Below are 12,505 nucleotides of genomic sequence, written 5' to 3' on the forward strand. Positions count from 1 at the left end.
CGGGGTGCCCCGCCGCCCCCCGGCGGGATCCCCCCCGCCCCCACACCCACCCCCCTATGGGGGGGGTCTGGCTGGGGGGGGGGGGGGGGGGGGGGGGGGGGGGGGGGGGGGGGCGGGGCCCGGGAAACGGTTGCGGCGCGCTCCGGGCGGGCCCGGAGCGCGCCGCACAGGGCCCAGCTCGATGCTCGATGCCAGGGTTCCAGGGCTTCGAAGTTCCACGACTCCTGGGCTCGGAGCCACGTGGCCCGGGCCCGGGGCTCACCGGCTCACCCGTTCGTCGGGGTCGGGGATCAGCCCGCTTCGCGCCAGCCCTCGTACTCGGCGGCGAGGGCGTCGAGGGCGCCGAGTCGGGCCGGGGTCCAGCCGTCCTCCGGGGGTTCGACGACGACCAGCCACTGGGCGTCCTCGGCGTCGTCCTCCCCGGCCAGGGCGTCGCGGACGATGTCGAGCTCGCCGAGGTCGGGGTGGGTCGCGCTGAGTTCCTCGGAGGCCTCCTCGGCGGCCTCGCGGTCGGGCAGGACGAGCAGTTGCCGGGCGTGCGGGTCGTCGACGACCGGCAGGTCGGTGGTGTGGTTCTCGGTCACCGGACCATTCTCCAGGTCGGGCGCGGGCCGGTGCGGCCGGGGAGGGCGAGCCCGCCGGGCTGCCCGGTGGGCCGGGTGGGGTGGGCCCGGCGGCCCGGCGGGGAGTGTCCGCGCCCCGTGGGATGCTGGTAGGCGATGGCCAGGAAGAGTGCACCCGACGACCTGCTCGCCCCGCTGACCCTCGCGGTCGGCCAGGAGGAGCTGCTGCTGGACCGCGCGGTCGCCCAGGTGGTGGCGGCGGCGAGGGCGGCGGATCCGGACACCGACGTGCGGGATCTGCCCCCCGGTGGCCTGCAGCCCGGCAGCCTGGCCGAGCTGACCACGCCGTCGTTGTTCGCGGAGCGCAAGGTGATCGTGGTCCGCGCCGCGCAGGACCTCTCCGCCGACTCGGTGAAGGAGGTCAAGGCGTACATCGAGTCGCCCGCCGAAGAAGTGATCGTGGTGCTGGTGCACGCGGGCGGCGCGAAGGGCAAGGGCCTGCTGGACGCCGGGCGCAAGGCCGGCGGTCGTGAGGTGGCCTGCGCCAAGCTGGCCAAGGCGAACGAGCGGTTGGCGTTCGTCCGGGGCGAGTTCCGCACGCTGGGCCGTTCGGCCACCCCGGAGGCCTGCCAGGCGCTGCTGGACGCGCTCGGCAGTGACCTGCGCGAGCTGGCGGCCGCGTGCAGCCAGCTGACCTCGGACGTCGAGGGGACGATCGACGAGACGGTGGTGGCCCGTTACTACAGCGGGCGGGCCGAGGCGACCGGCTTCGAGGTGGCGGACCTGGCGGTCACCGGCCGGGCCGCGGAGGCGCTGGAGCGGCTGCGCTGGGCGCTGGCCGTGGGCCAGCCGCCGACCGGCATCACCTACGCGCTGGCCTCCGGGGTGCGCAGCATCGGGCGGTTGGCGACCGCCGGGCGGAACATGCGCCCGGCCGACCTCGCGCGCGAGTTGGGCATGCCGCCGTGGAAGGTGGATCGGGTCCGCCAGCAGATGCGCGGGTGGACGGGTGACGGGGTGGCCACCGCGCTTACCGCGATCGCCCAGGCCGACGCCGCCGTCAAGGGCGGTTCGGACGATCCCGCCTTCGCCCTGGAGCGTGCGGTGGTCGCCGTGGCCCGCGCCTCCCGGGCCGGGTCCCGCCCCGCCTACTGACGCCCCGGTCGGCATCCTCGACCGGCACCCCACCCGACACTCCGACCGGCACCCCACCCGACACTCCGACCGGCACCCCACCCGACACTCCGACCGGCACCCCCGCCAACGGCCTGCCTGCCGCGCGGGCGCCCACCGGGCGTCCGCGGCCCGACCCCGGCCTCACCTCCGGCCCCGTCCGCGCCCCGGACGTCCGGCGGTGCGGCGACGGCTACTTGTGCATCGAGCGGACGGCGTTGCGGGCGTCCGTCTGCAGGGCGGACCGCAGGTCGTCCCTGGACGGCACCTTGCCCTTGCCCTCGGTGTAGCTGGCCGAGTAGGAGATGTAGAACGTCATCCCGCCGTCCCGCACGTCCACTTCGGCGCTGATGCTGTGCCAGGTCTTGTCCGAGCTGCCCGCGTCGTCCTTGTACAGGAAGTACGCCTCCTCGCCGATCCCCGGGACGTCGGTGACCTGGTAGTCGCGCGCCCGGTAGACCTCCTTGGCGGCGGCGAACTCGGGTGCAGGGTTGACCGCCTTGTGCAGGTCGGCGCGCAGGTAGACGGACGCGTAGTCGGTGTCGGAGCTGCTGGCGCCGGTGCGCTTGAGCGACATCGAGCAGTTCATGCTGTCCAGGGCGGGGTGCCGGTCGCTGTGGTGGGTCGGCGGGCTGGTGTCGGAGGCGCTGTAGGTGGTGAGCAGGCTGGAGGGCTTGCCGGTGGTGCAGAAGTCGTCGGAGACCTGGTAGGCGCTCACGCTCCGGGGCGAGGAGTCGGTGCTGACCACGCCGGGGACGACGAGCACGGCGGTGGCCCAGCCGGCCGAGGCGAGCAGGGCGCCGACGAAGGCCCAGACGGTGTTGCGCCGCAGGTTTCCGCCGCCGGGGCGCCCGGGTGTGGGGTGGCCCGGTGCGGCGGCTCCCGGGAGGAGGCCGCCGGGTGCGGGCGGCAGCAGTCCGGTCGGCGGTCCGAAGCCCGGCGACGCGCCCGGCGCGGGCGTGCCCGCTCCGGCGACCGGCCCCGGTGCCTGCTGCGGGAAGCCGTATCCCGGCCGGTTCACCGCTCCCGGGTGCGGCTGGGCCCCTGGCCGGGCTCCGGGCTGGGCCCCCGGCTGTGGCTGAGGCTGCTGCGGCGGTGGTGGTGGCGTCGTCATGGAGTCAGTCCCCCTCGGGCCCGGTGTCGTGGTGCTCCCCGCACCTCCGATCGCGCGTGACCAGACCATAGCGGCCGGACCGCGGAACGCGACAGGCGCCGCGGCCGGCCTCCGGGGAGGAGGTCGGCGGCGACGCCTGTCGTACTGCTCTGTGCACCGCACCCGCGTGGCGAACGCAGGCCGCGTACGGTGCGAGTCTCGCGCGCCTCAGGGGTCCGGGTAGAGGGCCGGGGCGTCCCGAGGCGGTGGGGGCCGGGGCCCCCGGGGCGTCAGGCCTGGGCGGCCGCGTTGACGCGCTTGGTGATGGCCGACTTCTTGTTGGCGGCCTGGTTGGCGTGGATGACGCCCTTGCTCACGGCCTTGTCGAGCGCCTTGGAGGCGGCGCGGGCCAGCACGACGGCCTTCTCGGTCTCGCCGGCGGCAGCGGCCTCACGGGCCTTGCGCAGAGCGGTCTTCAGCGAGGACTTGACGGCCTTGTTGCGCAGGCGCGCCTTCTCGTTGGTCTTGTTGCGCTTGATCTGGGACTTGATGTTCGCCACGAAGGAGCCTCAGTCTTGTCTGAAAAGGATTGAACGGGCTGCACCGGCGGCCGCCGGTCCTGCTGAGAGGGCATGCCGGGGCCAGGTGCAGCTGACCACGCTACCAGGGGGCCCGCCGCCGACCCAAACCGGCCGCGGCCGGAGCCCGGGTCCGGTCAGGCCCGCAGCACCGGCTCCCCGTAGTGCTCGACCTCCGGGAACGGCCGGTAGAAGCGGTGCAGCAGCTCCCGCCAGCGCTGGTACTCGGCGGAGGTGCGGAAGCCCTCGGTGTGGTCGGTGAGGGTCTCCCACTCGACCTGGAGGAGGAAGCGCGAGCCGCGGCCCTCGTCGAGGCAGCGCCGCAGTTCCAGGGAGCGGAAGCCGCGCTGGACGGCGATCAGGGGACGGGCCTCGGTGAAGGCGGCGAGGAATTCGTCCTCCTGGCCGGGCAGGACGTCGAGCAGGGCGCTTTCCAGGATCATGGCGGGCCATCCTGCCGTTCCGGGGACGTTCCGCGGAAGGCGGGGGAGCGCCCCACGGGCGCCCCGGGAGCGCCTCGGGGGCGGTCGGGGCGGACCGAACGGCGGCCGGTGCCGTGGTCGTGGGAGGATGGGGGGACTATTTCGATCGGACGAGACTGTCCGGTCCCCGGGAAACCGGTCAGCGATGATCCGGACACCCCCGGCCCCGGACCAACGGAGAATCGGACCAAGGTGCCCGCGACCCCCAGCAATGTGCCAGAGCCCAGCCGTACCGACCCGGCGCTGATCCGCAACTTCTGCATCATCGCCCACATCGACCACGGCAAGTCGACGCTCGCAGACCGGATGCTGCAGATCACCGGCGTCGTCGACCCGCGGCAGATGCGTGCCCAGTACCTCGACCGCATGGACATCGAGCGCGAGCGCGGCATCACGATCAAGTCGCAGGCGGTCCGCCTCCCGTGGGCGCCGAAGACCGGTCCGAACGCCGGGACGACGCACATCCTCAACATGATCGACACCCCGGGTCACGTGGACTTCACGTACGAGGTGTCCCGTTCCCTCGCTGCCTGCGAGGGGACCATCCTGGTCGTCGACGCGGCCCAGGGCATCGAGGCACAGACCCTCGCCAACCTGTACCTGGCGCTGGAGAACGACCTCACGATCGTCCCGGTGCTGAACAAGATCGACCTGCCGGCAGCCCAGCCGGAGAAGTACGCCGCGGAGATCGCGCACATCATCGGCTGCGACCCCTCGGACGTGCTGCAGGTCAGCGCCAAGACCGGTCTCGGCGTCGAGGACCTGCTCGACCACATCGTCAACACCGTCCCGGCCCCGGTCGGCGTCAAGGACGCCCCGGCCCGCGCGATGATCTTCGACTCGGTCTACGACTCCTACCGCGGCGTGGTCACCTACGTGCGTGTCGTGGACGGTCAGCTCACCAAGCGCGAGCGGATCGCCATGATGTCCACCGGCGCGACCCACGAGCTGCTGGAGATCGGCGTCATCTCGCCGGAGCCGAAGGTCGCCGACGGCCTGGGCGTCGGCGAGGTGGGCTACATCATCACCGGTGTGAAGGACGTCCGGCAGTCCAAGGTCGGTGACACGATCACCTCGATGCACAAGGGTGCGACCGAGGCGCTGGGCGGCTACAAGGACCCGCGCCCGATGGTGTTCTCCGGCCTCTACCCGCTGGACGGCTCGGACTACCCGCTGCTGCGCGACGCCCTGGACAAGCTGCGGCTCAACGACGCGGCCCTGGTGTACGAGCCGGAGACCTCGGTGGCGCTCGGCTTCGGCTACCGCTGCGGCTTCCTCGGCCTGCTGCACCTGGAGATCATCCGGGAGCGCCTGGAGCGCGAGTTCAACCTCGACCTGATCTCCACCGCCCCGAACGTGATCTACCGGGTGATCATGGAGGACGGCACCGAGCACACCGTCACCAACCCGAGCGAGTTCCCGACCGGCAAGATCGCCGAGGTCTACGAGCCGGTCGTGCGCGGCACCATCCTGGCGCCCAACGAGTTCGTCGGCGCGATCATGGAGCTGTGCCAGTCCCGCCGCGGCAACCTGCAGGGCATGGACTACCTGTCCGAGGACCGGGTCGAGCTGCGCTACACCCTGCCCCTCGCCGAGATCGTCTTCGACTTCTTCGACCAGCTGAAGTCCAAGACCCGCGGCTACGCCTCGCTCGACTACGAGCCCATCGGCGAGCAGAGCGCCAACCTGGTCAAGGTCGACATCCTGCTGCACGGCGACGCGGTGGACGCCTTCTCCGCGATCGTGCACAAGGACAAGGCCTACGGCTACGGCGTGATGATGGCCGGCAAGCTGCAGAAGCTGATCCCCCGCCAGCAGTTCGAGGTGCCGATCCAGGCCGCCATCGGCTCCCGGGTGATCGCCCGTGAGACGGTCCGCGCGATCCGCAAGGACGTCCTCGCCAAGTGCTACGGCGGTGACATCTCGCGCAAGCGCAAGCTGCTGGAGAAGCAGAAGGAGGGCAAGAAGCGGATGAAGATGGTCGGCCGCGTGGAGGTCCCGCAGGAGGCCTTCATCGCCGCGCTGTCCACCGACGCCGAGGCGCCCAAGGACAAGAAGTAACCGCAGGCGACCGAAGGGGCCCGGGCATCCGCCCGGGCCCCTTCGCGCGTCCCGGGCCTCTTCGCGCGTCCCGGTCCGGTCCGGCAGGTGGCCGCCGCCGGGCCGCCGTGGGCTACTTCAGCGCGCCGTAGACGCCGCCGACGATCGCCGCCTTGGCCAGCCGCCCGGCCGTGCCGGTGAGCACGGTGGGCCGCATCGAGTCGTCCGCGTGGATCAGTTGGAGCAGCCCGTCGTGCCGGCCCAGGCTCACGCACTGCGCGACGTACTTGAACGAGTACGGCGCCGTGGTGGCCCCGTCGAGCAGCTTGCCGAGGTAGCGGCCCATCGGCAGGGCGGTGGCGCAGCCCATCCGCAGGGTGCCGATGCCGGGCAGCGTCACCGCGGCGGCGTCGCCGACCACGTGGACGTCCGGGTGGGAGACCGACCGCAGCCGGTCGTCGACGACGGCCCGGCCGCGGGCGTCCACGGCCAGCCCGGCCTCGGCGGCCAGCGGGTGGGGCTCCAGCGAGGCGGCCCAGACGGTGACCTCGGCGTCGACCGGGCCGGTGGTGGTGCGCAGCCCGTCGGCGGTGACCGCGGTGACGGTGGCCTGCTCGTGGACGGTGACGCCGAGCCGGTCGAGGGCGCGCAGGACGTGGGCGCGGCCCCTGGGCGAGTAGATGCCGCCGACCTGCCCGGCGGCGACGATGTGCACCCGCCACTGCGGGTGGCTCTCGGCGAGTTCGGTGGCCAGTTCGATGCCGGTCGGTCCGCCGCCGACCACGGCCAGGGTGCCGGGCCGGTCGGCCGTGCGCAGCCGGTGGTCGATTTCGGCGGCCTGCTCGGCGGAGTACGCGTGCTCGGCGGCGCCGGGGACGTCGTGCCAGGCGGTGCGGCTGCCGAGGGCGTAGACGAGGGTGTCGTAGCCGAGGGTGGTGCCGTCGTCGAGCCGGACCCGGTGGTCGGCGAGGTCGATCCCGACGGCCCTGGCCCGCCGGTGGTCGACCTGCCGGCCGCGGACGAGGTGGCCGATGGTCGGCCACTGCCGGCCGTGACCGGCCGCCGTCTCGTGCAGGCGGACCCGGTGGAGCAGCCGCTCCTCGGGTGCGACCAGGGTGACGGGGCGCCGCTTCCCGGCGCGCTTGGCGACGCTGAGGCCCGCGTAGCCGGCTCCCAGTACGACGATCCGCTGGTGGGTGGTGGTGCCGCTCATCTCGTCCGCCTCCATTCGGTGCGCCCGCGCGGAGCGCTGTTCGGGAGGGGGACGACGCGGCCGGCGGGAGTGTGACGGTGACCCGTGTCACATCCCGGCCGGGCCGCCGTCACACACGCCGACCGGGCCGCGGTCACACGCCGACCGGGCCGTCGTCACACGCCGATCGGGTCGATGTGGCCCAGCTTCTCCGGGTTGACCACCACGTACGCCTGGGTGATCCGTCCGTCGGCGACGTCGAGGGCGACCACGCCGCCGACGGTGCCGGTGGCCTTCTCGTACCAGACGATCCCCGGCTCGCCGTTGACCTGGGCGAAGCCGAAGCCGTGGTCGGGGGTGGACCACTTGGTGACCAGTCCGACCACCAGCCGGGCCACGTTCCAGGCGCCGAGGACGGGGCGGGCGGCGGCGCGGACGATGCCGCCGCCGTCGGCGTGCCAGACCACGTCCGGGTCGAGGACCTCCAGGAGGGCCTGGAGGTCGCCGCGTGCGGTGGCGGCGGCGAAGGCCTCGACGGCCTGGCGGTGCTCGGCCGGGTCGGCGCCGGTGCGCCGACCGCCGTCGCGCACCCGCCGGCGGGCCCGGGAGGCCAGCTGCCGGGTGGCGTCGGGGGTGCGGTCGAGGGAGGTGGCGATCTCGTCGAAGCCGACGGCGAAGACGTCGTGCAGCACGAACGCGGCCCGCTCGGCCGGGGTGAGCTGCTCCAGCACGGTGAGCAGCGCGAGCGAGACGGACTCGCCGCGTTCGGCCAGGTCGGCGGGGGAGTCGGGGGCGGAGGCGTAGGAGACGGACGGCTCGGGCAGCCACTCGCCGTAGTAGGCCTCGCGGCGGGCCCGGGCGGAGCCGAGCTGGTCGTAGCAGAGCCGGGTGACGACGGTGGTCAGGAAGGCGCGCGGGTCGTGGACGGCGGTGCGGTCGGCGGCCCGCCAGCGCAGCCAGGCGTCCTGCAGGACGTCCTCGGCGTCGGTGAACGAGCCGAGCAGCCGGTAGGCGACGGAGCCGAGGTAGCGCCGGTTCGCCTCGAAGGCGTCCGGCGCGCGGTCGCCGCCCGTGTCCCCGTCCGTGTCGTCTGCCGTGTCGTGCGCCGTGTCGCCGACCCCGGCGCGGGCGGTCCCGGTACCGGCGGTCCCGCCCCGGGCGGTCGCGCCGCCGGGCTCGCCGCCGGTCCCGCCCGTCCTGCCCGTCCCACCGGCCGTGTCGTCGTCACCGGCGGCCCTGGCCGCGTCCTCGGAGATCACGGGCCCACGGTAGCGAAGCCGGTGCGGAACGCGAAGGGCCGGGGCGGTGGAGTCCCGCCCCGGCCCTCCGGCCGTCCCCCGTGCCCGTCCGGGTCAGTCCACCTCGGCCACGGCCTCCGCGAACTGCGCCTGGTACAGCCGCGCGTACGCGCCGTCGGCGGCGATCAGCTCGTCGTGGGTGCCCTGTTCGACGATCGAGCCGTTCTCCATAACCAGGATCACGTCGGCGTCCCGGATGGTGGAGAGCCGGTGGGCGATCACGAAGCTGGTGCGGCCGGTGCGCAGCCGGGCCATGGCCCGCTGGATCAGCACCTCGGTGCGGGTGTCGACGGAGCTGGTCGCCTCGTCCAGGACGAGGATCGACGGCTGGGCGAGGAAGGCCCGGGCGATGGTGATCAGCTGCTTCTCGCCGGTGCTGACGCCGGTGCCCTCGTCGTCGATGACGGTGTCGTAGCCGTCCGGCAGGGTGCGCACGAAGCGGTCGACGTGGGCGGCCCTGGCGGCCTCGACGACCTGGTCGCGGGTGGCGCCCTGGGCGCCGTAGGCGATGTTGTCGGCGATGGTGCCGCCGAACAGCCAGGTGTCCTGGAGCACCATGCCGATGCCGGAGCGCAGCTCCTCGCGGGACATCGCGGAGATGTCGACCCCGTCGAGGGTGATCCGCCCGGAGCTGACCTCGTAGAACCGCATCAGCAGGTTGACCAGGGTGGTCTTGCCGGCGCCGGTGGGGCCGACGATGGCGACGGTCTGGCCGGGTTCGACCTTGAGCGACAGGTCCTCGATGAGGGGCTTGCCGGGCTCGTAGCGGAAGGACACGTCCTGGAAGGCGACCCGGCCGTGGACGGTGTCGGGGCGTTCGGGCATGGCCGGTTCGGGGGTCTGCTCGGGGGCGTCCAGCAGTTCGAAGACGCGCTCGGCGGAGGCGACCCCGGACTGCACCAGGTTGGCCATGCTGGCGACCTGGGTGAGCGGCTGGCTGAACTGCCGCGAGTACTGGATGAACGCCTGGACGTCGCCGATGGACAGCGCGCCGCTGGCGACCCGCAGGCCGCCGACGACGGCGACCAGCACGTACTGCAGGTTGCCGATCAGCATCATCGCGGGCTGGATGATCCCGGAGATGAACTGCGCCCGGAAGCTGGAGGCGAACAGCGCCTCGTTGTGCTCGCGGAAGGTCTCGGCGGACTCGCGCTGGCGGCCGAACACCTTCACCAGGGTGTGGCCGGTGTACATCTCCTCGATGTGGGCGTTGAGCTGGCCGGTGGACTTCCACTGCTGGACGAACTGCGGCTGCGCCCGCCGGCCGACCTTGGCGGCGACGACCACCGACAGCGGCACCGAGACCAGGGCGATCACGGCGAGCAGCGGGGAGATCCAGAACATCATGGCGAGCACGCCGACCACGGTGAGCAGCGAGTTGACGACCTGTCCCATGGTCTGCTGCATGGACTGGCCGATGTTGTCGATGTCGTTGGTGACCCGGCTGAGCACCTCGCCGCGGGGCTGCTTGTCGAAGTAGCTGAGCGGCAGCCGGGAGAGCTTGGCCTCGACGTCCTGGCGCAGCCGGTAGCCGGCCCGCTGGATGGCCGTGGTGGCCAGCCGGCCCTGGGCGATGCCGAACACGGCGGAGGCGACGTAGATGGCCAGGACCCAGAGCAGGACGGTGCCGATGGCGCCGAAGTCCATGCCCTGGCCGGGGGTGAAGTCCACGGAGGAGAGCAGGTCGGCGACGCCGCCCTGGCCCTGGGCGCGCAGCCCGTCGACGACCTGGGTCTTGGAGGTGCCGGGTGCGAAGCGGGCGCCGACGACGCCGGCGAAGATCAGGTCGGTGGCGTTGCCGAGGATCTTGGGGCCGACGACGGCGCAGCCGATGCTGACGACGCCGAGCGTCAGCACGCCGGAGAGCAGGGCGCGTTCGGGGCGCAGCAGGGCGAGCAGGCGCTTGCCGGAGCCCTTGAAGTCCATGGACTTCTCGGTGCCCTGGCCGCCCATGAAGCGGCCCGGGCCGGCCGGGCCGCGGCGGGCGGCGGCGGCCTGCGAGTCGCTGGGGAGCTCGCTGCCGGCCGCAGCGGGCCCGCGGCCGGGCGCCTTGCCCAGGTCGGGGGCCTCGCCCGGGTCGGTCTGGTCCTCGGGGGCCTTGTCGGGGGCCTTCTCGGGGGTGGTCACGCCGCCTCCTGCTCGGTGAGCTGGGAGAGCACGATCTCCCGGTACGTCGGGTTGTCGGCCATCAGTTCGCGGTGGGTGCCGGTGCCGACGACCGCGCCCTCGTCGAGGACGATGATCCGGTCGGCGTCGCGGATGGTGGAGACGCGCTGGGCGACGATCAGCACGGTGGCGTTCGAGGTCTCGCGGGCGAGGGCCTTGCGCAGCCGGGCGTCCGTCGCGTAGTCGAGCGCGGAGAAGGAGTCGTCGAAGAGGTAGACGTCGGGCTTGCGGACGAGGGCGCGGGCGATGGCGAGGCGCTGGCGCTGGCCGCCGGAGACGTTGCCGCCGCCCTGGGAGATGGGGGCGTCCAGGCCTTCGGGGAGCTTCTCGACGAAGTCCTTGGCCTGGGCGATCTCCAGGGCGTGCCAGAGCTCCTCGTCGGTGGCGTCGGGCCGGCCGTAGCGGAGGTTGCTGGCGACGGTGCCGGAGAACAGGTAGGGCTTCTGCGGGACGAGGCCGATGCACTCGGCGATCGCGTCGGCGGCGAGTTCGCGGACGTCGACGCCGTCCAGCAGGACCTGTCCCGAGGTGGCGTCGAACAGCCGGGGGACGAGGCCGAGCAGGGTGGACTTGCCGCTGCCGGTGGAGCCGATGACGGCGGTGGTCTCGCCGGGGCGGGCGGTGATGTCGACGCCGCGCAGCACGGAGGCCTCGGCCCCGGGGTAGCGGAAGTCGACGTCGCGCAGTTCGAGGTTGCCGCGGCGCAGCACCTCGGTGACGGGGGCGGCGGGCGGCACGACGCTGGAGGAGGTGGCGAGCACCTCGTCGATGCGTTCGGCGCAGACCTCGGCGCGCGGCACCATCATGAACATGAAGGTGGCCATCATGACGCTCATCAGGATCTGCATCAGGTAGGAGAGGAAGGCGGTGAGCGCACCGATCTCCATGCCGCCGCTGTCGATCCGGTGGGCGCCGAACCAGAGCACGGCGACGCTGGAGACGTTCACCACCAGCATGACGGCCGGGAACATGAAGGACATCAGCCGGCCGACCTGGAGGGCGACGTGGGTGAGGTCCCCGTTGGCGCCGGCGAAGCGGGCCTGCTCGTGGTCGTCCTTGACGAAGGCGCGGATGACCCGGATGCCGGTGATCTGTTCCCGCAGGACGCGGTTCACCGTGTCGATCCGCTCCTGCATGCTGCGGAACTTGGGGCGCAGCGAGCGCACCAGCAGGATGACGACGACGGCGAGGAGCGGGATGACGGCGAGCAGCAGGCCGGACAGCGGGACGTCCTGGTTGAGCGCCATGATGATGCCGCCGACGCACATGATCGGGGCGGCGACCATGAGCGTGAAGCTCATCAGGGCCAGCATCTGGACCTGCTGGACGTCGTTGGTGGTGCGGGTGATGAGCGAGGGGGCGCCGAACTGGCCCATCTCGCGGGAGGAGAAGGTCTGCACCCGGTCGAAGACGGCGGCGCGCACGTCCCGTCCGAAGGCCATCGCGGTGCGGGCGCCGTAGTAGACGGCGCCGATCGAGCAGACGGCCTGGACGAGGGTGACGCCGATCATCACGCCGCCGACGCGCAGGATGTAGCCGGTGTCGCCCTTGACCACCCCGTCGTCGATGATGTCGGCGTTGAGCGTCGGCAGGTAGAGCGCGGCGAGGGTGGACACCAGCTGGAGGGCGACCAGCAGGGCGATCGGTCGGGTGTAGGGGCGCAGGTACGCCCTGAGCAGTCTGATCAGCACTGGCACACTCTTGTCGTCGGCGGGTGGATTCGCACCCCAATTCTCGGTCTTTGGTGCACTCGTACAGGCGATTCACGGGGTGCGAGCCGGAGGTTTGTCCAGTCCTTTGCCGAATCGCCCGGCGGGCCCGGTTGTATCGTTCACGCGGGCCCGGTCGTCAGGTCGGCGGGGGCCCGGTCGTACGGTCCGCGCCGGCCCGTTCCCGCGGGTCGGGCAGGGGTCGCGGGGC

10 protein-coding genes are annotated in these 12,505 nt (G+C 72.8%); 2 read left to right on the top strand and 8 right to left on the bottom strand.

What is annotated here, in order from left to right; all coding sequences use genetic code 11:
* Positions 1 to 290: 290 nt before the first annotated feature.
* Entirely contained in the window at positions 291 to 584 is a 294-nt protein-coding gene (locus AB0N04_RS19480; RefSeq protein ID WP_360210205.1) for a hypothetical protein, read from the bottom strand.
* 135 nt (positions 585 to 719) lie between these two features.
* Here AB0N04_RS19480 and holA point away from each other — a divergent pair, with 135 nt between their 5' ends.
* Positions 720 to 1,718 carry a DNA polymerase III subunit delta gene (gene holA, locus AB0N04_RS19485; protein ID WP_360210203.1) on the top strand — a complete coding sequence of 333 codons (999 nt, stop codon included), beginning with the start codon at positions 720 to 722 and terminating at the stop codon, positions 1,716 to 1,718.
* A 211-nt stretch (positions 1,719 to 1,929) separates the two neighbouring features.
* On the opposite strand, the gene AB0N04_RS19490 is transcribed toward holA, so the two are convergent.
* The 3 genes from AB0N04_RS19490 to AB0N04_RS19500 all read right to left on the bottom strand — a co-directional run bounded on the left by AB0N04_RS19490 (position 1,930) and on the right by AB0N04_RS19500 (position 3,850).
* Positions 1,930 to 2,757 carry a hypothetical protein gene (locus AB0N04_RS19490; RefSeq protein ID WP_360210201.1) on the bottom strand — a complete coding sequence of 276 codons (828 nt, stop codon included), beginning with the start codon at positions 2,755 to 2,757 and terminating at the stop codon, positions 1,930 to 1,932.
* A 362-nt stretch (positions 2,758 to 3,119) separates the two neighbouring features.
* Positions 3,120 to 3,389 carry a 30S ribosomal protein S20 gene (rpsT, locus tag AB0N04_RS19495; protein ID WP_196951699.1) on the bottom strand — a complete coding sequence of 90 codons (270 nt, stop codon included), beginning with the start codon at positions 3,387 to 3,389 and terminating at the stop codon, positions 3,120 to 3,122.
* Between the two features lie 155 nt (positions 3,390 to 3,544).
* The gene (locus AB0N04_RS19500) at positions 3,545 to 3,850 is read right to left on the bottom strand and encodes an antibiotic biosynthesis monooxygenase (RefSeq protein WP_360210199.1); all 306 of its coding nucleotides are present in this window, start codon (positions 3,848 to 3,850) and stop codon (positions 3,545 to 3,547) included.
* 231 nt (positions 3,851 to 4,081) lie between these two features.
* Here AB0N04_RS19500 and lepA point away from each other — a divergent pair, with 231 nt between their 5' ends.
* Positions 4,082 to 5,950 (top strand): translation elongation factor 4, encoded by a 1,869-nt coding sequence (gene lepA / locus AB0N04_RS19505; protein ID WP_360210197.1) that lies wholly within the window; start codon positions 4,082 to 4,084, stop codon positions 5,948 to 5,950.
* Positions 5,951 to 6,062: 112 nt separating this feature from the next.
* Here lepA and AB0N04_RS19510 read toward each other — a convergent pair whose 3' ends face one another.
* The 4 genes from AB0N04_RS19510 to AB0N04_RS19525 form a co-directional block, all read right to left on the bottom strand.
* Positions 6,063 to 7,142 carry an FAD-dependent oxidoreductase gene (locus tag AB0N04_RS19510; protein WP_360210195.1) on the bottom strand — a complete coding sequence of 360 codons (1,080 nt, stop codon included), beginning with the start codon at positions 7,140 to 7,142 and terminating at the stop codon, positions 6,063 to 6,065.
* Between the two features lie 155 nt (positions 7,143 to 7,297).
* Positions 7,298 to 8,380 carry an RNA polymerase sigma factor SigJ gene (sigJ, locus tag AB0N04_RS19515; RefSeq protein WP_360210193.1) on the bottom strand — a complete coding sequence of 361 codons (1,083 nt, stop codon included), beginning with the start codon at positions 8,378 to 8,380 and terminating at the stop codon, positions 7,298 to 7,300.
* A 93-nt stretch (positions 8,381 to 8,473) separates the two neighbouring features.
* The gene (locus AB0N04_RS19520; RefSeq protein ID WP_360210214.1) at positions 8,474 to 10,372 is read right to left on the bottom strand and encodes an ABC transporter ATP-binding protein; all 1,899 of its coding nucleotides are present in this window, start codon (positions 10,370 to 10,372) and stop codon (positions 8,474 to 8,476) included.
* 170 nt (positions 10,373 to 10,542) lie between these two features.
* Positions 10,543 to 12,276, bottom strand: coding sequence for an ABC transporter ATP-binding protein (locus AB0N04_RS19525; RefSeq protein ID WP_360210191.1), 1,734 nt, complete (start codon positions 12,274 to 12,276; stop codon positions 10,543 to 10,545).
* Positions 12,277 to 12,505: the final 229 nt, after the last annotated feature.

The organism is Kitasatospora sp. NPDC051702, from assembly GCF_040681575.1.
Taxonomy (GTDB): Bacteria; Actinomycetota; Actinomycetes; order Streptomycetales; family Streptomycetaceae; genus Kitasatospora.

Coding starts and splice junctions, on each gene's coding strand:
- AB0N04_RS19500 (WP_360210199.1), bottom strand. CDS start 3,850: ATGATCCTGGAAAGCGCCCTGCTCGACGTCCTGCCCGGCCAGGAGGAC.
- holA (WP_360210203.1), top strand. CDS start 720: ATGGCCAGGAAGAGTGCACCCGACGACCTGCTCGCCCCGCTGACCCTC.
- AB0N04_RS19510 (WP_360210195.1), bottom strand. CDS start 7,142: ATGAGCGGCACCACCACCCACCAGCGGATCGTCGTACTGGGAGCCGGC.
- AB0N04_RS19520 (WP_360210214.1), bottom strand. CDS start 10,372: ATGGGCGGCCAGGGCACCGAGAAGTCCATGGACTTCAAGGGCTCCGGC.